Below are 19082 nucleotides of genomic sequence, written 5' to 3'. Positions count from 1 at the left end.
CAGGTTTAAGATTTAGCACATCAAGTTTTTTACAAGATCAAGGATGATGGTGGGATGACAGAACAGATGGATTTGGCTTTTGATCGTGAACATCTTTGGCATCCTTACACCTCTATGACTCAGCCTTTAACAACCTTTAAGGTTAAGCGGGCGTTTGGCAGCACTATTGAGCTTGAAGATGGTCGCCAGTTGATTGACGGCATGTCATCGTGGTGGTGCGCGATTCATGGTTATAACCATCCTGAGCTGAACCGTGCTGTGACTGAGCAACTCGACAGGATGGCGCATATCATGTTTGGTGGATTGACCCATCGTCCTGCTATTGAGTTAGGGCGTTTGTTGCTCGAAATTACCCCACCGAGTTTAGATAAAATTTTTTATGCAGATTCAGGCTCCGTCGCCGTTGAAGTGGCGCTGAAAATGGCGGTGCAATACTGGACTGCACAAGGCAAAACTGAAAAAACCAATTTTATTACCACCCGTTCTGGCTATCATGGCGATACATGGAATGCCATGTCGGTTTGTGATCCTGTTACAGGGATGCATCAGGTTTTTGGCTCAAGTTTGGCGCGTCGTTATTTTGTATCTGCACCACAAACAGGTTTTGACCAAGAGTGGAATCCTGCCGATATTGCAGAATTGGCACAAAGTTTGGCCGAGCATCATCAACAGATTGCCGCCATGATTATTGAGCCGATTGTGCAAGGTGCAGGCGGCATGCGCTTTTATCATCCTGAATATTTGCGTCAAGCCAAATTGCTCTGTGAACAATATGATGTGTTGTTAATTTTTGATGAAATTGCCACAGGTTTTGGGCGTACAGGCAAGTTGTTTGCATGGGAACATGCTCAGGTCGAACCCGATATTATGTGTATCGGCAAAGGGCTGACAGGCGGTTATATGACTTTGTCTGCCACATTGACCACGAAGCATGTTGCAGAAATGATTTCGCAGGGTGAGGCAGGTGTGTTTATGCATGGCCCGACCTTTATGGCAAATCCACTGGCTTGCGCGGTTGCAGTAAAAAGTACCCAATTATTATTAGAACAAGACTGGCAAGCCAATATTCAACGTATACAACAGCAACTTGAACAGCATTTAACACCATTGGCTAATTTGGCATGGGTGCAGGATGTGCGAGTTTTAGGTGCAATTGGTGTGGTAGAACTTAAACATGCTGTCGATATGCAAAGCCTGCAACAAGAATTTGTGCAACGTGGTATTTGGGTACGTCCTTTTGGTAAATTGGTTTATGTGATGCCGCCGTATGTGATTACAGCAGCAGAACTAAATACTTTATTGCAGCAATTGGCTGAGGTGGTGGCAGGCATGCAAGGAGCGAGCGCATGAGTTTACTCGATCACTATGCAGAACAGCTTGATCAGCTTCGCCAACAGGGTAATTTTCGTCAGTTTCGCAGCAATCAACAGCAAGGTAAAACGATTGAAATTCAGCAACAGCAGATGCTGAATTTATCTTCCAATGATTATTTGGGTTTAGCCTCTGATTTGCGCTTACGTGAACAGTTTTTTGATGAAACACCGAATGCACAGCGTTTAATGAGTGCATCTTCATCACGTTTACTGACTGGAAATTTCCCTGCCTATGAACAGCTTGAAGCCACATTAACGCAATTATTTCATGGGCGAGCTGCCTTGCTGTTTAATAGCGGCTATCACATGAATATTGGTATTTTACCTGCATTGGCAGATGCGAAAACCCTAATTTTGGCCGATAAACTGGTACATGCCAGCATGATTGACGGCATTCGTTTGTCATCTGCCAAATATTTGCGTTATCGGCATAATGATTTGGCACATTTGCAGCAATTGCTGATGCAATATCATGCTGATGACAATTATGAACGCATTATTGTGGTGACTGAATCCATTTTTAGTATGGATGGTGATGAAACTGATTTAGCCGCATTGGTCGCGCTGAAACAGCAGTTTGCCAAAGTTATGTTATATGTCGATGAAGCACATGCGATTGGTGTGCGTGGGCAGCAAGGTTTGGGCTGTGCCGAACTATATGACGTGATTGATGCCATTGATTTTCTGGTCGGGACGTTTGGTAAAGCTGTTGCTTCAGTTGGGGGATATTTGATCTGTGATCCGATTATCCGCGATTACCTGATTAATCGAATGCGCCCGCTAATTTTTAGTACCGCACAGCCACCTATTTGTATGGCATGGACGCAGTTTATGCTGAATCAGATTGTGCACATGCAGACACAGCGTCAGCATTTGGCTGCTTTGAGCTTATATATGCAGCAGGGGATTCAGGCCAAAGGTTTTACCTGCCCATCGACTTCGCAAATTGTACCTGTGATTATTGGCGACTCTACTGCAACTGTAAGCAAAGCCCAACAGTTACAGACTGCAGGTTTTTATGTGATGCCTGTACGTCCGCCGACTGTACCGCAAGGCAGCTCACGACTGCGGATTTGTTTAAATACGCAATTTGAAACGGCAGATTTAACACAGTTACTGGATTTGCTTTGAGTGTGCGTATGCGTATAGATAAGGCACAAGTGGCACAGCGTTTTGCCCGCGCTCATCAGAGTTATAAAACGCATGCCGTGGTACAGCAGCAAATTTGTCAGCAGTTAATGGCAAAAATGCAGCAATATATTGTACAGCAAAAGTTGTCAGATCAACCTCAGCCTTGCTTTGAAAACGTCTTGGAAATCGGCTGTGGTTCAGGGAATTTAACCGACTTGCTACTGCGTGAATTTCAAATTCAACAGCTGACTTTAAATGATTTATATGCCGAAGTGTTGCATGCGTATCTGCATCATCCTCAAACAACTAGTACGCAAATTCATGGCTTAATTGGCGATATAGAACAGCTCGATTTTCCGCAGTCTTTGGATTTAATTTGTTCGAGTTCGGCTTTGCAATGGGTGGAAGATTTTGGAGCATTATTGCGCAAGGCGAATCAAGCGTTACAGCCGCAAGGGTATTTGTGCTTTTCGACATTTGGCCCTCAAAACTTGACTGAAATTAAGCAATTAACAGGTCAAGGCTTACATTATTTGAGTATGGATGCGTTACAACAACAGCTTAAACAGCAGGGCTTTGAAGTATTACACTGTTCAGAGCAGCTTGAATCATTAAGTTTTGAACATCCCAAACAGATTTTGCAGCATTTAAAAGCCACGGGTGTCACGGGTACAGCGCAAGGGCAGCGTTGGAACAAAACGACTTTAACCGAATTTTATCGGGGCTATGAACAGTTTAGTCAGCAGCATAGCTCACAGCAAAAAAGTTATACGCTCACGTATCATCCTATTTATTGTCTTGCACGGAGAATGCCATGACAGCTCAAGTCTATTTTGTGAGTGGTATTGATACAGGGATTGGCAAAACCTATGCCACGGGTTATTTAGCCAAGACCATGAATGAACAGGGTATTCAGACCATTACCCAAAAACTGATTCAAACGGGCAATCAAGACGTTTCAGAAGATATTGAGCAGCATCGTAAAATTATGGGCAGTGAATGGTTGCCTGAAGATGATGACAAACTCACCATGCCTGAAATTTTTAGCTATCCTGCTTCACCGCATTTGGCTACACAAATTGATGGTCGTGAGATTGACTTTGCTAAAATTGAGGCTGCGACTGCGCAACTGGCAGCAAAGTATGATGCAGTATTATTAGAAGGTGCGGGTGGACTCATGGTGCCGCTGACCACAGACCTACTCACCATCGACTATATTGAGCAAAAACAATATCCTGTTATTTTGGTGAGTTCTGGGCGTTTGGGCAGTATTAACCACACTTTGCTCAGTTTGGAAGCTTTAAAAACACGTGGTTTGAATTTACATGCATTGGCATATAATTTGAACGATGAATCACAAGACCCTTTAATTTCGCAGGATACTGCCAAATATTTAAAAAATTATTTGGCAAAAAGCTTTCCAAAAGCACAGTGGATTGAAATTCCTGTATTGCCAAATATTTAATTTTTATTATTTTTTGTCCAACCAATTTGCCCAATAAAAAAGCCACACATGAACGTGTGGCTTTTTATCAATTTGGCGTATTTCAGCTTTTAGAATTTTTTAAAGCTTTTATTGCCAAACGGTTTGCGTGGTGCATTTTCGTCACGACGTTCACGGTTGCCGTAGCTGTTGCCATCCTGACGTGGTTCACGGCTGCTGTAGCTGTTACCATCCTGACGTGGTTCGCGGTTGCCATAGCTGTTACCGTCTTGGCGACGCTCACGGTTGCCATAGCTATTGCCGTCTTGGCGACGTTCGCGGTTGCCATAGCTGTTACCATCTTGACGACGCTCACGGTTGCCGTAACTGTTACCGTCTTGGCGTGGTTCGCGGTTGCCGTAACTGTTACCGTCTTGGCGTGGTTCGCGGTTGCCGTAACTGTTACCGTCCTGACGACGTTCACGCGGTGCAAAACCTGTGTTTTGTGCAGCTTCTTCGGTGTCACGACGTTGCTGACGCAAGAAACCACCACGACGTGCTGCCAATGGTTTTTCTTGCATACGCTCATTGCGACGTTTTGCCATGCCGTACAAACCTGTGCCTTGACGTGGTTTTAATTCAACTGCTTTGGCAAGGTTGTCGATGTCATTTTTATCCAATTCCATCCAGCGACCTGTACGCAATTCACGCGGTAAAATTACCGTGCCGTAACGGGTACGCAATAGACGGCTGACTTTCAGACCTTGTGATTCAAAAATACGACGAACTTCGCGGTTACGACCTTCTTTTACCACCACTTGATACCAGCGGTTAATACCATCACCGCCAATTTCAGAGAAAGATTCAAACTTGGCAGGGCCATCATCTAGCACTACGCCGCGCAGCATGTTGTTTTTCAGTTGTGGTGTCACTTCACCCATCACACGAACTGCATATTCACGTTCAATTTCGTTCGATGGGTGCATTAAACGGTTGGCTAATTCACCATCGTTGGTGAATAGCAATAAACCTGTCGAGTTAATGTCCAGACGACCAACCATTACCCAACGATCATTGGCAATTGCAGGCAGGTTATCAAATACAGTTGGGCGCTGTTCAGGGTCGTTGCGTGAGCAAATTTCGCCTTCTGGTTTGTAGTAAATCAGAACGCGACGACGAATTTCATCTTCAATTTGGAACTGAACTTTACGACCATCGATGCGAAGCTCATCACCTGGTTCGATACGTTCACCCACTTGGGCAACTTGGCCGTTGACACTCACACGACCAGCGGCAATGACTTCTTCCATATAACGGCGAGAACCCAAGCCTACTCGTGCGAGTACCTTTTGCAACTTTTCACTCATGACAGCATAACCTTAGAAATGATCATCAACAGTTTACCTATTCAAGACACAGACGCAGATGCATCGAGTGCCATGAAAGCTTCCTTGGCATCCTGTAGGGGAGGCAATTGACTTAAGGAATTCAAGCCAAACGCATTTAAAAATTGAGGCGTTGTAACCAACAACGCAGGTCTTCCTGGGAGTTCTCGGAAACCTGATTCTTTAATCCAGTTCCAATCAAACAATGTGCGTAAAATTTGACTATTGTTTGATACTCCGCGAATTTGTTCAATATCTGCTCGGGTCACAGGTTGGTGGTAGGCAATCACCGCCAGTATTTCTAGCAGTGAGGGCGAAAGTCGGGTCGGACGTTCAGGCCACACCTGTGTAATAATTGTACGATACTTTGCCCGCACCTGAAAACGGAAACCTTGTGCGGTTTCGATCAGTTCAATCGAGCGACCATGTTGTAACATGGCCAATTGTTGTAAAAACTGGCGTAATTGCGCTTTGCTATATTTATCTTGAAAAGCTTCTTTCAGACGCGCTAAAGACACAGCACTGTCACTGGCAAAAATAATTGCTTCGAGTTGCATCAGCACTTCATGCTGTTGTTCGCCTTCAGACAAGCTCGAAATTATGGGTTCTGGATTCATGCCTGCGCCCCTTGAATGCTCAATGGTGCTTCAATCCCACTGCTGATAATGCACACTTTTTGCTGGCGAGTCAGTTCTAAAATCGCCATAAAGGTCACAACCATGCCCATGCGTCCCTGACTTGGTTTTAGCAACGCATCAAAACTCAGTACTTCACCCGATGCGAGTTTGGCTTCAATAAATGCAATCCGTTCTTCAAGTAAAACAGGTTCTTGCAAAATTTGATGGGTGACAGGTTCAGGACGATTAAAAATACAGAACAAGGCATCACGTAATTGATCGGCTGCATAGCCGACATTATTGACTGCGGTATGCCCTAAGCTAACATTGGTAGCAAAAGTATCGCGTTCTAAAACAGGCATTTGCCCCAAGCGTTCAGCCGCTTGTTTGACTCTTAAATAGGTTTCTAAACGGTCAATCAGCTCTTGTTTTGGGTCTTTTTCAATACTGCTGATACTAGCAGGTTTAGGCAACAATAGGCGAGATTTTAAATCGGCCAGTAATGCCGCCATCACCATATAATCGGCAGTCAGTTCAATATTTAGCGATTTCATGGCATCCATATACGACAAATATTGCGATGCAATCGGGGCAATATCTAACTGAAGTAAATCGAAGCCATTTTTTTGAATCAAGTAAATTAAAAAGTCGAGTGGTCCTTCGAAATGCTCTAACAGAATTTCAAATGCTGCAGGAGGAATATATAAATCCTCTGGAATCGACTCTTGCCATTCATCTAACACACGAATGTGTTGGGCAGGTTCCATCGCATTGTGGAGGGATTGATTCATTACAGTATTGGGCCACGCGAATTTTCAAAAGCATGCAAACGCTATTTCCGCTTTAGATAGGAGGAGCGGTAGAGAAATAGCACAAAATTAATAGCGGCTAGTCTAAAGGATATCGTGGTTGAAATAAATCTGTTCTACAACCAAATGTCAAAAAAAAGCCAAAAATAAATAGGGGTATTTTCTTGGGTGATGATGTTACAAAGATAACAAATACAGCGTGAATAAAAGGAGTGCTTATTCAAAAGCACTCACATCACCCACACCACGACGTACAATTTGCGGGCTGTCACCCGACAAGTCCACAATACTGGTGGTGCTGAGTGTGCCTAAGCCACCATCAATCAGTACGTCTATGCGTTTGCTGAGCTGTAAATCAATCTCGTAAGGATCATCTAAAGGGTCTTCCTGACCTGGTAAAATCAGGGTGCTGGTCAGTAAAGGTTCACCCAGCTCTTTAAGCAGCATGCGACAAATGGGGTTGCTTGGAATGCGCAAACCAATGGTTTTTTTATTGGGATGCATTAAGCGGCGTGGTACTTCACTGGTCGCAGGTAAAATAAAGGTCGTGACAGCAGGGGTATTGTTTTTCAGTAGACGATACATAGCATTGTCGACTTTGGCGTAAGTGGCAATATCCGATAAATCGGCACAAATAATGGCGTATTGATGTTTTGCGCTTAAACCACGAATTTGTGAAATGCGCTCCATCGCGTTTTTATTACCAATCTGGCAACCAATTGCATAGGCAGCATCGGTTGGATAAACCACCACATCGCCTGCGCGTATGCGTTCAACCGCTTGGCTGATGAGACGCGGCTGTGGATTTTCAGGATGTACTCTTAAATGCAACATGCGAATTCCTCAGTAGCGTAAGTGTGACGTTAGGCTCATTATGAAAGGGGATTGATGTCACTTGCAATCATTGTCTTGTGCTTTATTGCATTTAATCTAGATTTTTACGTTCAAATTCTTCAATTTGTAATGTTTTGCCACCTCGGGTGCAGTAACAAATACATTCAATCAAGCGTTTTGCATCGCGTGGTAATTTGGCTTCGCCATTAAAATAACGCTGCACTTGTGCAAAGACATTGTCTTTAAAAGTGCTGCCATCTCCACCTTCACCCGTCAGGTTGTCTAAAGACACGCGGAATTTACGCCCAAACGCTTGAGCAAACAGCCATTCAATGGCTTGAGGTTTAATTTCAACCTGTTCAAATAAGGCTTGTTGTTCCTGAGTACGACCATCGGGAGCATACCAATAGCCTAAGTCTGGCAGTAAACGTCGTTGTTCGCCTGCGATGCTCCAATGGCTAATTTCATGTAAAGCGCTATTAAAGAAACCATGTGCAAATTGAATACGTGCAGGCTGTGTTGCCGTGGCAGGAAAGTACTCAGGTTCAAAGTCACCTTTGACCAAGTTCACATTTAGGTGGGAAAACCAGTGATTAAAGTGTAAGATGAGCCAGTCCACCTGTTCCGCTTCTGTATTCAGTTTGGCCCAGTCCGAGAGTTGCACTTGGGGGGGCGAAGTGTCAGAATTGGTGGTTGGAAGTGTGCTCACAAGTGATGAAAAATTCACTTCTGTTTGCGGCTGCAACAGATGCATGACTGTGTTACCCAAAATTGGTCTGTCTAAATAAGTACAAAATTGTATCTTAATCTTTGACAGAGTACTGATGAATTTGTAGAATTGCCGCCTTAATTATGTCAGCAAATACCTTTCCGGCACAGATTGAGCCGTTTAAATGGGCTGAACAGGGCTTTACATGGTCAGGTAACCTGCCATTGTCTCGCTTTGCTCGTATCGCCCGTGAAGCTGTTGGATCAATTGATGATCAATTGGTTAACATAGACTGTAAGCTATCAATGGATGCGTATCATCGCATTGCATGGCTAGATGGTCATATTGAAACGAAAGTTCCAATGGAATGCCAGCGTTGCTTGGGTTCTGTAGAAATAGACCTCGTTTCAGATTTTCATCTAGCTCTTGTGGATGATGAGTCACTGATAGAGCGCTTGGATGAGGATGCTGATTTCATTGTTTTAGGTGAAAGTGAAGCCACCTGCAAAGGCGATTATGACTCGCCAGCGACGGCTAATTTACTGACACTTATAGAAGATGAATTGTTATTGTTGTTGCCTTTATCTCCTAAGCATGATGCTTGCGAGCATAAGCATCAACCTGCCATTCAGAACATTGCTGAAGAAAAACGTGATAATCCGTTTGATGTTTTGGCAAGTTTGAAAGGTAAACTTAACTGAAAATTATGTTATAATTTCCAGTTAAGACAACTCAATTTGTTCTGATCCATTTTTTCGATCTTTGTAAGGAGCCATCATGGCCGTTCAGCAAAACCGTAAAAGTCGCTCTCGCCGTGACATGCGCCGTTCACATGACGCTTTAACCGAGAATGCATTAACTGTAGACCAAGCTACTGGTGAAACTCATCGTCGTCACCACGTAACTAAAGATGGTTTCTACCGTGGTCGTCAATTATTCGCTAAAGCAGCAGATGCTGAATAATTGGTGATGTATTAAGCGTCAAGCTTAGTAGAAAAAATGGGAGCGTAAGCTCCCTTTTTTTGTGCCCGATTTTTGTTGTATTTGGCAATTACTAAAAGCAAAATTAAGTGTTAAATTTTCGCTCCATAACTGAGCTTACATGAGAAGGTGTGGATTGTAGCTGCTAAAAACTACAATTTGCGCATCTTAATTAAAGGATTTTTTATGTCTGCTAAACGACTCGAGCAAGCAGCTCAAGCCACTAAAACTGCATTTGTCTTTCCTGGTCAAGGCTCACAAAAAGCCGGTATGTTGGCTGAGCTTGCAGAACAGTTTAGCGGTGTGCGCGAAACATTTGCAGAAGCCTCTGAAGCAATTGGCTTTGACTTATGGCACATTGCACAAAGTGGTGAAGGTTTAGACCAAACAGAATTTACTCAGCCGGTATTACTCACTGCAAGTATCGCATTATGGCGTGTGTGGTTAGAGCTGGGTGGTGTTGCACCAAAATACTTGGCAGGGCACTCATTAGGCGAATACAGCGCATTGGTTGCAGCAGGCAGCCTAAGCTTGGGCGATGCAGTCAAATTGGTGAACTTACGTGGTAAGTTAATGCAAAATGCTGTACCACAAGGGCAGGGCGCTATGGCGGCTATTTTGGGTCTTGAAGATGCCAAAGTGCTAGAGCTATGTGAACAAGTCAATGTGCAAGGTCGTGGCTCGGTAGAAGCAGCGAACTACAACGCGCAAGGCCAAGTCGTGATTGCAGGCGATAAAACTTTAGTCGAAGCTGTGATGGCATTGGCTAAAGAAAATGGTGGCAAAGCTATTGCACTGCCTGTATCTGTACCTTCGCACTGTTCATTGATGAAACCTGCGGCAGAACAGTTTGCACAAGCTTTGGAACAAACTGCCATTGAGCTACCGCGTATTCCTGTAATACAAAATGTCAACGCTGGAATCGCGGCAGATGTTGCGCAATTAGGTCAGGCACTTACTGCGCAATTGTATCAATCGGTGCAGTGGACACAAACTATGCAATACCTACAAGATCAAGGTATTGAATATATCGTGGAATGTGGCCCAGGCAACGTATTGGCGAATCTTGCGAAGCGTTTACCGAATATCGAAAAAGCATTCCCACTCGACACACAAAGTCGTATGGAAGATGCGCTAAATGCCATTTTGGTGGCAGAAGGGAAAATTGCATGACACAAGAACGTAAAGTTGCATTAGTCACAGGTGCAAGCCGAGGGATTGGTGCAGCCATCGCTCAGCAACTTATTCAAGACGGTTTTTTTGTGGTAGGTACTGCCACTTCTGAAGCGGGCGCAGAAAAATTATCGGCAAGTTTTGCAGAAAACGGTGCAGGTAAAGTATTGGATGTCCGTGATGGTGCAGCCATTGATGCATTGGTTTCTGAAATTGAACAAAGCTATGGTTCAGTTTTGGTTTTAGTTAACAATGCGGGCATTACCAAAGATAATTTGTTACTGCGTATGTCAGAAGATGATTGGGATGACATTCTCAACATTCACTTAAAGGCAGTTTACCGTTTATCTAAACGTGTCTTGAAGGGCATGACCAAAGCACGTTTTGGACGCATTATTAATATTAGTTCTGTGGTAGCACATTTTGCGAACCCAGGACAAGCCAACTATTCTGCGGCAAAAGCCGGTATTGAAGCATTCAGCCGTAGCCTTGCCAAAGAAATGGGCAGTCGTCAAATTACAGTAAACTCGGTTGCTCCGGGCTTTATTGCAACTGAAATGACAGATCAGCTAAGTGAAGAAATTCGCAAAAAAATGAGTGAGCAAGTGGCATTAAACCGTTTAGGTGATCCACAAGATATCGCAAATGCAGTGAGTTTCTTGGCTTCTGACAAAGCTGGTTACATCACTGGTACAGTGTTACACGTAAATGGTGGTTTATACATGAGCTAAGCTCAACTATAAACTTTCAAAATTTTATAGATTCAATTAAACTAACGGCATTAAAAACGCCACAAGCAATGAGGAGAATTCCTGTGAGCGATATCGAACAACGCATTAAACAAGCGGTTGCAGAACAACTTGGTCTTAAAGCTGAAGAAATCAAAAACGAAGCATCTTTTATGGATGACTTAGGTGCTGACTCTTTAGACTTAGTAGAGCTTGTAATGTCTTTCGAAAACGATTTTGACATCACAATCCCAGACGAAGATTCTAACGAAATCACAACAGTTCAATCAGCAATCGACTACGTAACTAAAAAACTTGGTTAATTGTTGATTTCAGCTCTGCTGAAATGAAAGCCACCGTAAGGTGGCTTTTTTATGCGCTGTCATTTTTGCAAATTTGCACGCGATCATGAAAAAAATGCATCTTTTTGAATGTGTGATGTGATTTACACTTTGTTACCAAGCTCGTGTCTAATCACAACCGAAGTCGCTTATTTTTTAGTTATAAATAAATCAGAACAGCAACGTGCTTATGTAAATGAGCAACGCTTTATAACAGCAGAAAAATAGGAGTATCTCATGGGTCTTTTTGATTTTGTAAAAGGGATTGGTAAGAAAAATACAGCACCTGCAGAGCCACAAGCTGCACCAAGCACACCAGTAGAACCTTCAGCACAAGAAATTGCAAATAAGCTTTTGGGGCATGTGAAAAGTTTAGGCTTACCTGTGACAGGTTTATCGGTGAGTTATAACGCAACCACTGACTTAGCGACAGTGCGTGGGCAGGTCAATAGTCAGGCAGATCGTGAAAAAATTATTCTTGCAGTGGGTAATATTGACCATGTTGCACAAGTGGATGATCAACTCACAGTTGCAACTCCTGAACCAGAAAGCAAGTTCTATACAGTAAAATCAGGCGATACCTTATCTAAAATTTCTAAAGAATTTTATGGGGATGCCAACCAATACAACAAAATCTTTGAAGCTAACCGTCCATTATTGAAAAATGCCGATGACATTTTCCCAGGGCAAGTGTTACGTATTCCTGCTTAATTTTCAGTGGTTTGAATAAAAAAAGGCGCGCGATGCGCCTTTCTTTATTTTGTTTATAGCACTGTTCTGTCTGTAGTTGTTCTGCTGCGGGATATTCAGGCGCAGTGGTCTGGTACTCCAATCCATCTTCAGGCTGCATATATGACAACATGGCTTTATAAATTTGACGTCCAAACTGTAAAGCGGTGACTTGTATGGTGCTAAAACTTGTGCTGTCACGTAAAAGTTCTGTGTGATACAGAATAGGTGCGGTGGCATCGCCAGTATAGAGAAATAAGCATGCAGGTTATACAGAGACTTAGCTGTCAAGTTTGCTGCAGCCATAATACTTTACGCCAGTAATTGCCTGCCATATACACGCGTGCCAAAGTGCGTTTGGCTTTGTCCAATAAAGTAATGTTCACTTTTTTGTTCTAACTGTAATAAGGCCAGTAAATTTTGGGTGAGGGTGGTCATATTGAGTGGTGCTTTTTATAGATTAAAATTGGGTTTTAGGGTGTTGAGTGGCTTTTTAAGTTGCTGTTTTTATGCCAATATGTGGCTATATTGTGACCACTATTATGTTAAATGATCCATCATATTAGGGTAGCTAATCCATCTGTAGCTCTTAATTTTAAACTCTCTGACATTTGTAAAATCAGACCAAATTAATTTACTGCCCTTAGTCCATTTTAGCGATTGGATACGTCGATTAACTTTTAATTTTTCTTCTTGTGTTGCAGGTCTCAAGTCCCCAAGTTCCCCATAGAGCCTTACACCAGGATAAGAACTAAATTGACCTTGAATAAATGAAGACAACCAAAATAGCTTGCTTGAATTTACAGCACTGATGCAAATATTGTTGGCTCTAGACTAGCAGAATAGATATGTTAGTCTAGAATCATGATAGAAAACAGTAAATTAAGTCACTATAAGATTAAAAAAATTATTCAGTGCTTTTGCATTGATATTCCTGCTTCTAAAACAGCCTTATTGCTTAACTTGAACCGTAATACCATCAACTATTGGTACATGCTTTTTAGAGAAGCAATCTACGATCATCAAACAGATTTAAGAGCAAAGTTTGTAGGTTCTATTGAAGTTGATGAGAGCTATTTTGGAGCAAAAAGACAACGTGGTTTTCATGGGAAATTGAAGCGAGGTCGAGGTACTTTAAAACAACCTGTATTTGGAATATTTGAAAGGAATGGTCGAGTTTATACAGAAATAGTCCCTGATTGTAAAAAGACTACATTACAACAAGTTATCTTAGGTAAAGTTGCACTTGAAAGTGTAATTTATAGTGATGGTTGGCGTGGATACAATGGTTTGGTAGATGTTGGTTACTCAAAGCATTTTAGAGTAAATCATGGAGCGAATGAATTTGCCAGAGGACAATGTCATATAAATGGAATAGAATCATTCTGGAGCTTTTGTAAAAGAAGGCTAGCAAAGTTCAACGGTATATCAAAAGAGTATTTTGATTATCATCTTAAAGAAACAGAATGGTGTTGGATGAGGGAGCCTAATGAGCTAGCAACAGAGTTGTGGGACCTCATTAGGTAAAACTAAGTGCAAATCTGCTAGTCTAGAGCCAAAACATTTTTAACTAGACTCCATTTACTTAAGTCAAGATTCATTTTTATAACCCCTTATTCTATTTATTTTTAACTTACATCTAATTTTAGTTCATTGATCAATAGAACTAATTTTATATTTTATAGAGTTTTTAAATTTAACATAATACAGCTTTAACTCCAAAAGCTGTTGGATATTATCCTTTTTGATTTTTTAAAGTAAATAAAAAATAGAGCCATTAGGCTCTATTTTTTTATTTAGCATCATCTGTCATTCAAGTTTTGCTTTCGAGTGACACGGATGTGTTGCAAATGTCATTGGATGTGTCGTTTACCGCGGTAATTATTACCAGCTCAACGCACCGCCCGTCTGATAATCAGTCACACGCGTTTCAAAGAAGTTCTTCTCTTTACGCAAGTCCATCATTTCAGACATCCATTGGAACGGGTTGTTTACGCCAACAAACTGTTCAGGTAAACCGAGCTGACTTAAACGGCGGTTACAGATGAATTTCAAATATTCTTCCATCATACCTGCGTTCATGCCCAATACACCACGTGGCATAGTGTCACGCGCATATTCAATTTCAAGCATCGTGCCTTCGAGAATCATTTGAATCACTTCTTGCTGGAATTCTGCAGTCCATAAGTGCGGGTTCTCAATCTTGATTTGGTTAATCATGTCGATACCAAAGTTCAAGTGCATAGATTCATCACGTAAAATGTACTGGAATTGCTCTGCAACACCATTCATTTTGTTACGACGACCCATCGACAAAATTTGGCTGAAACCGCAGTAGAAGAAAATACCTTCAAGTACACAATAGAATGCGATTAAGTTGCGTAGCAAAATTTGGTCGTTTTCAGGTGTACCTGTTTTGAAAGTAGGATCGCTTAAAGATTGCGTGTACTTCAAGCCCCATGCTGCTTTACGCGCAACCGATGGTACTTCGCGGTACATATTGAAGACTTCGCCTTCATCCATACCTAACGATTCGATACAGTACTGGTAAGCGTGAGTGTGAATCGCTTCTTCAAAGGCTTGACGCAAAATGTACTGGCGGCATTCAGGGTTGGTAATGTGGCGATAAATTGCCAATACCAAGTTGTTAGCAACCAATGAGTCTGCAGTAGAGAAGAAACCAAGTGAACGCATAACAATGGTGCGCTCATCTTCAGTTAAGCCATTTTCAGACTTCCACAACGCGATGTCGTGGTTCATGTTGACTTCTTGCGGCATCCAGTGGTTTGCACAACCATCTAGATATTTTTGCCATGCCCATTCGTATTTGAACGGTACAAGCTGGTTTAAGTCTGCACGACAGTTGATCATGGCTTTATCATCAACCTGTACGCGCGATGCACCCATTTCCAGTTCTTCAAGACCAGGAGCAACGTCCAATTGATCTAGAGCGTTAGATGCTCTTGCCAACGGATCGGTTGAATCTGTTGCTCCACTTCTAGGGGCTGCAGCGGGTTGTGCAGTTGCCACAGGCGTCTGTGGTTGCTCTGCATCAGATACCATCTGCGTATCATGCGCTTTTTGCGGCTCGACGGGCGCAGACTTGTGTTCAGGAGCAGCCGGTTTTTGCGAATCATCTTCGAAATCGTCCCAACTTAGGATAGACATATCAATTCTCTCTTCGTTGCTTTATATCTTTTATGGACATCCAGCTACGCTGAGATGTCTTAATATACGCTTAATTTGTGAAAGCAAAATTAAGTTTTGCTCATCTTGGTCTGAAAAATGTACATTCCGACCAATTTGCTCACGACTTATTTTGCTTTCGCTGTTGTTTTGCCGCTTGCACCCAAAAGTAAGCAATGGGTGCATAAAACAATACAACAAAGGAAATCAGCAAGACCGCAAGTCCTAACATATAGTTGTGGGTCATGTGTGGCATGGTGATTTCCTTGGTTATTCATCTGGATTGGTTGCCCTAAGTTTTAAGACAACCAAAAAATCTTATAAATTAAAAGTTGAACTCAATAATTTTGTTACTAACTCATTCTCTAACAGAATATTAATCGCTAGTAAAAGGCTTGATGTTGCTTCTACTAAATTTGCAAAACTGTTTAAAATATCAGCTAAAGCTAGTAAAAATGTAATGATTAATAAGCTCATGGTAGCTCCATTTATATTGTAAGAAGCTACTTTCATGGCGATGTGCTAGTAAAAACATCTACTAGAGTCACATTATTTGCCACGTAGGTAGCTAATAATGTTTTCTGACTTCTAGTTATTTATTTTACTGACATGCCTCACAATCAGGGTTGTCAATTGAACATGCCATTGGCACTGGCGCTGCTTGAGCAAAATCTTCATCAACTGCTGCAGCTGCTTCTGGTGCAACGGCTGCCACAGGAGCTGCAGTTACGGTTGCAGGTTTTACTGCGTTCAATGCACCTGTGTTAATGGTCGATTTCTCTGCAGAAGTCGCACCCAATGCACGTAGGTAATAAGTCGTTTTCAGACCACGTAACCATGCCATTTTATAAGTCAGGTCAAGTTTCTTACCGTTTGCACCTGCAATATACAAGTTCAACGATTGCGCCTGATCAATCCATTTTTGACGACGTGATGCTGCATCTACAATCCAACGTGGCTCAACTTCAAATGCAGTCGCGAAGATTGCTTTTAACTCTTCAGGAATACGTGAAATTTTTTGTACTGAACCTTCAAAGTGTTTCAGGTCGTTAACCATCACAGAATCCCACAAATCACGCGCTTTCAATGCACGAACGAGGTAAGGGTTGATTACTGTAAATTCACCAGACAAGTTCGACTTCACATATAAGTTTTGGAATGTCGGCTCAATAGACTGAGAAACACCACAAATATTTGAAATGGTTGCAGTCGGTGCAATCGCCATCACATTTGAGTTACGCATACCGTCTTTTTGAACTTTGGCACGTAAGCTGTCCCAATCTAAACGCTGTGTACGATCTACTTCAAACATACGTTCTGGACGTGATTTCGCCACAATGTCTAAAGAGTCAATTGGTAAGATGCCTTGATCCCACAATGAACCTTTAAATGTTTCGTAAGTACCACGCTCAACCGCCAAGTCGCTTGACGTTTGAATTGCGTAGTAGCTAATTACTTCCATAGACTCATCGGCAAAATCAACCGCAGCATCTGAACCATAAGCCAAGTTCATTTCATATAGCGCATCTTGGAAGCCCATGATGCCCATACCCACAGGGCGATGCTTCAAGTTTGAATTTTTCGCTTGTGGCACTGCGTAGTAGTTGATGTCGATGACGTTATCGAGCATACGTACCGCAGTTTTAATGGTGCGTGCTAGTTTTTCACGATCTAACACACCGCCTTGAACGTGTTGCACAAGGTTGATTGAACCTAGGTTACATACTGCAATTTCATCTTGGTTTGTGTTTAGGGTGATTTCTGTACATAAGTTAGATGAGTGCACTACACCAACGTGTTGTTGTGGTGAACGTAGGTTACATACGTCTTTGAACGTGATCCATGGGTGACCAGTTTCAAACAGCATAGATAACATTTTGCGCCATAAGTCCTTCGCACGAAGTTTCTTATGCAGCATGTTAGTTTCTTTGGCAATGCTTTCGTAGTACGCATAACGCTCAGCAAAAGCTTCGCCCGTCAAGTCGTGCAAGTCTGGTGTTTCAGATGGCGTAAACAATGTCCATTCTGCATCTTCAAAGACACGTTGCATGAACAAGTCAGGTACCCAGTTGGCTGTGTTCATATCATGGGTACGACGACGGTCATCCCCTGTGTTTTTACGCAGCTCTAGGAATTCTTCGATGTCTAAGTGCCAAGTTTCTAAGTACGCACATACCGCACCTTTACGCTTACCACCTTGGTTGACCGCAACAGCTGTATCGTTAGCAACTTTAAGGAACGGAACAACACCTTGAGATTTACCGTTAGTTCCTTTGATATATGAGTTCAAGGCACGTACTGGCGTCCAGTCATTACCTAAACCACCGGCCCATTTAGACAGCATCGCATTGTCACGCATTGCGCCATAAATGTTGTAAAGGTCATCGGAAATTGTAGTTAAGTAACAGCTTGATAACTGTGGACGTAGCGTACCTGAGTTAAACAGGGTGGGCGTAGATGCCATGTAGTCGAAGCTAGACAATAAGTTATAGAACTCGATTGCACGTGCTTCACGGTCATCTTCATTGAGCGCCAGACCCATTGATACACGCATAAAGAACAATTGTGGAAGTTCAAAGCGTACGCCATTTGAGTGAATGAAATAACGGTCAAATAAGGTTTGCAGACCTAAATAGGTAAACTGGTTTGAGCGCTCAGGTTGAATCGCTGCAGCAAGTTTGGCAAGGTCAAACTCAAGTAAGTCTGCAGAAAGCAAATCAAGCTCAACACCTTTTTTCAGGAAAGTTTCTAATGCTTCGCCTTCAGGTGTATCTGTTGCTAAACCTAAAAATTCTAAGCCTGTTGCGACCAAGTCATTACGCAATAAACGCGCAGTCACATAGGTATAGTTCGGCTCTTGCTCAATACGGGTACGAGTCGCCATCATCATGGTGGTTGAGATGTCTGACTCTTTTACGCCGTTGTAAAGATTCTTTACGGTTTCATCAATGATGGCATCTACATCAATGCCTTCTAAACCTTCAGCAGCTTTATTTACTGTCGCTTTTAACGCACCTAAGTCGAGTGGTTTAAGCTGACCATTGGCATCGGTCACTTGTAAGGTTGGGTGATGATTTTCACCTGCTTGCTTACGTGCTTCAGAGCGTTGTTCACGGTAGATGACATAAGCACGGGCAACTTTTTGTTCGCCAGTACGCATCAGCGCAAGTTCAACTTGGTCTTGAATTTCTTCAATGTGAATAGTTCCGCCAGACGGTAAACGGCGATTGAACGTGTTCAGCACCATTTCTGTCAGTTGTTCGATACGATCATGAATACGGCTTGAGTCTGCGCTTTGTTGACCTTCTACAGCCAAAAACGCTTTGCCAATTGCAACCGCAATTTTTTCAGCATCGAAAGCGGCAACATCACCAGTGCGTTTAATCACTTGTAATTGACCGGGGGTTGATGTGATTACGCTCATGTCAGCATAGCTCCATTGTCATCTATTGTTATGTTTATGGACCATTTAAACTGGGCAAAATTTAGGCCACAGCGTTTGAGGAATAAACACAAGACTTAGTGGTTTAAAATTGAATTGAACACAAGATACGGGAAAATTGAGGGTAGATCAATATTGACTTTTTTTTAAATTTTGACTTTTTCTGAATTAAAATTTATCTCAAAAATACCGAATTTTGTCCTATTGGCTATAAGCCTTAT

Annotated in this window: 19 protein-coding genes and 2 pseudogenes; 11 read left to right on the top strand and 10 right to left on the bottom strand. The window is 42.4% G+C overall.

All coding sequences use genetic code 11. From position 1 onward, the window contains the following. Nucleotides 1–66: 66 nt before the first annotated feature. Genes bioA through bioD form a run of 4 tightly spaced genes read left to right on the top strand, consistent with a single transcriptional unit; the run spans nucleotide 67 to nucleotide 3969 of the window. Nucleotides 67–1350 carry an adenosylmethionine--8-amino-7-oxononanoate transaminase gene (bioA, locus tag FTU71_RS01145; protein WP_179993698.1) on the top strand — a complete coding sequence of 428 codons (1284 nt, stop codon included), beginning with the start codon at nucleotides 67–69 and terminating at the stop codon, nucleotides 1348–1350. After that, nucleotides 1347–2504 (top strand): 8-amino-7-oxononanoate synthase, encoded by a 1158-nt coding sequence (locus FTU71_RS01140; protein WP_179993634.1) that lies wholly within the window; start codon nucleotides 1347–1349, stop codon nucleotides 2502–2504. The genes bioA and FTU71_RS01140 overlap by 4 nt, the downstream gene beginning before the upstream one ends. Before the next feature lie 8 nt (nucleotides 2505–2512). Continuing rightward, a complete protein-coding gene (gene bioC / locus FTU71_RS01135; protein WP_167845822.1) occupies nucleotides 2513–3322 on the top strand; it encodes a malonyl-ACP O-methyltransferase BioC in 810 nt (269 codons plus the stop codon). Then, complete coding sequence (gene bioD, locus FTU71_RS01130; protein ID WP_178319274.1) at nucleotides 3319–3969, top strand: dethiobiotin synthase; 651 nt, start codon at nucleotides 3319–3321, stop codon at nucleotides 3967–3969. Before bioC ends, bioD begins: the two co-directional genes overlap by 4 nt. 404 nt (nucleotides 3970–4373) lie before the next feature. Here the strand turns inward: bioD and rluB are convergent. The 5 genes and pseudogenes from rluB to FTU71_RS01105 form a co-directional block, all read right to left on the bottom strand. Continuing rightward, nucleotides 4374–5294 (bottom strand): annotated as a pseudogene (rluB, locus tag FTU71_RS01125) (23S rRNA pseudouridine(2605) synthase RluB); the annotation flags it as partial. 41 nt (nucleotides 5295–5335) lie between these two features. After that, nucleotides 5336–5929: an SMC-Scp complex subunit ScpB gene (gene scpB / locus FTU71_RS01120; RefSeq protein WP_004972340.1), complete on the bottom strand. Its 594-nt coding sequence runs from the start codon at nucleotides 5927–5929 to the stop codon at nucleotides 5336–5338. Further along, nucleotides 5926–6720, bottom strand: coding sequence for a ScpA family protein (locus FTU71_RS01115; RefSeq protein ID WP_096902076.1), 795 nt, complete (start codon nucleotides 6718–6720; stop codon nucleotides 5926–5928). The genes scpB and FTU71_RS01115 overlap by 4 nt, the downstream gene beginning before the upstream one ends. A gap of 234 nt (nucleotides 6721–6954) precedes the next feature. After that, nucleotides 6955–7572, bottom strand: a complete 618-nt coding sequence (locus FTU71_RS01110) for an L-threonylcarbamoyladenylate synthase (protein ID WP_179993630.1) — start codon at nucleotides 7570–7572, stop codon at nucleotides 6955–6957. Nucleotides 7573–7663: 91 nt separating this feature from the next. After that, a complete protein-coding gene (locus FTU71_RS01105) occupies nucleotides 7664–8326 on the bottom strand; it encodes an elongation factor P hydroxylase (RefSeq protein ID WP_179993628.1) in 663 nt (220 codons plus the stop codon). 98 nt (nucleotides 8327–8424) lie between these two features. Here FTU71_RS01105 and FTU71_RS01100 point away from each other — a divergent pair, with 98 nt between their 5' ends. The 6 genes from FTU71_RS01100 (at nucleotide 8425) to lysM (ending at nucleotide 12215) form a co-directional block, all read left to right on the top strand. Continuing rightward, a complete protein-coding gene (locus FTU71_RS01100; RefSeq protein ID WP_179993626.1) occupies nucleotides 8425–8982 on the top strand; it encodes a DUF177 domain-containing protein in 558 nt (185 codons plus the stop codon). A gap of 76 nt (nucleotides 8983–9058) precedes the next feature. After that, entirely contained in the window at nucleotides 9059–9244 is a 186-nt protein-coding gene (gene rpmF, locus FTU71_RS01095) for a 50S ribosomal protein L32 (RefSeq protein ID WP_000290730.1), read from the top strand. A gap of 204 nt (nucleotides 9245–9448) precedes the next feature. Beyond that, on the top strand, nucleotides 9449–10435 hold the full coding sequence (gene fabD / locus FTU71_RS01090) for an ACP S-malonyltransferase (RefSeq protein WP_096902067.1): 987 nt from the start codon (nucleotides 9449–9451) through the stop codon (nucleotides 10433–10435). Next, nucleotides 10432–11166 (top strand): 3-oxoacyl-ACP reductase FabG, encoded by a 735-nt coding sequence (fabG, locus tag FTU71_RS01085; RefSeq protein WP_004972328.1) that lies wholly within the window; start codon nucleotides 10432–10434, stop codon nucleotides 11164–11166. Before fabD ends, fabG begins: the two co-directional genes overlap by 4 nt. 83 nt (nucleotides 11167–11249) lie before the next feature. Next, entirely contained in the window at nucleotides 11250–11486 is a 237-nt protein-coding gene (gene acpP / locus FTU71_RS01080; protein WP_179993624.1) for an acyl carrier protein, read from the top strand. 255 nt (nucleotides 11487–11741) lie between these two features. Then, nucleotides 11742–12215, top strand: coding sequence for a peptidoglycan-binding protein LysM (lysM, locus tag FTU71_RS01075; protein WP_180111170.1), 474 nt, complete (start codon nucleotides 11742–11744; stop codon nucleotides 12213–12215). Between the two features lie 558 nt (nucleotides 12216–12773). On the opposite strand, the pseudogene FTU71_RS14560 reads toward lysM, so the two are convergent. Beyond that, nucleotides 12774–13049 (bottom strand): annotated as a pseudogene (locus FTU71_RS14560) (pyridoxamine 5'-phosphate oxidase family protein); the annotation flags it as partial. Nucleotides 13050–13097: 48 nt separating this feature from the next. On the opposite strand from FTU71_RS14560, the gene FTU71_RS01065 reads away from it, so the two are divergent. After that, nucleotides 13098–13760, top strand: coding sequence for an IS1595 family transposase (locus FTU71_RS01065; RefSeq protein WP_179991293.1), 663 nt, complete (start codon nucleotides 13098–13100; stop codon nucleotides 13758–13760). 357 nt (nucleotides 13761–14117) lie between these two features. On the opposite strand, the gene FTU71_RS01060 is transcribed toward FTU71_RS01065, so the two are convergent. The 4 genes from FTU71_RS01060 to FTU71_RS01050 all read right to left on the bottom strand — a co-directional run bounded on the left by FTU71_RS01060 (nucleotide 14118) and on the right by FTU71_RS01050 (nucleotide 18843). Continuing rightward, entirely contained in the window at nucleotides 14118–15401 is a 1284-nt protein-coding gene (locus tag FTU71_RS01060) for a ribonucleotide-diphosphate reductase subunit beta (RefSeq protein WP_180005762.1), read from the bottom strand. A gap of 139 nt (nucleotides 15402–15540) precedes the next feature. Next, nucleotides 15541–15675 carry a hypothetical protein gene (locus FTU71_RS14555; protein ID WP_256733927.1) on the bottom strand — a complete coding sequence of 45 codons (135 nt, stop codon included), beginning with the start codon at nucleotides 15673–15675 and terminating at the stop codon, nucleotides 15541–15543. Between the two features lie 62 nt (nucleotides 15676–15737). Beyond that, complete coding sequence (locus FTU71_RS01055; protein ID WP_178866203.1) at nucleotides 15738–15896, bottom strand: hypothetical protein; 159 nt, start codon at nucleotides 15894–15896, stop codon at nucleotides 15738–15740. A 124-nt stretch (nucleotides 15897–16020) separates the two neighbouring features. Beyond that, entirely contained in the window at nucleotides 16021–18843 is a 2823-nt protein-coding gene (locus tag FTU71_RS01050) for a ribonucleoside-diphosphate reductase subunit alpha (protein ID WP_180111168.1), read from the bottom strand. Nucleotides 18844–19082: the final 239 nt, after the last annotated feature.

It is taken from the genome of Acinetobacter sp. YH12136, assembly GCF_013418545.1.
In the GTDB taxonomy this organism is placed as follows: domain Bacteria; phylum Pseudomonadota; class Gammaproteobacteria; order Pseudomonadales; family Moraxellaceae; genus Acinetobacter; species Acinetobacter towneri.
Note: the sequence above shows the minus strand (reverse complement) of the source record. Positions and strands in the feature narration are given on the sequence as shown.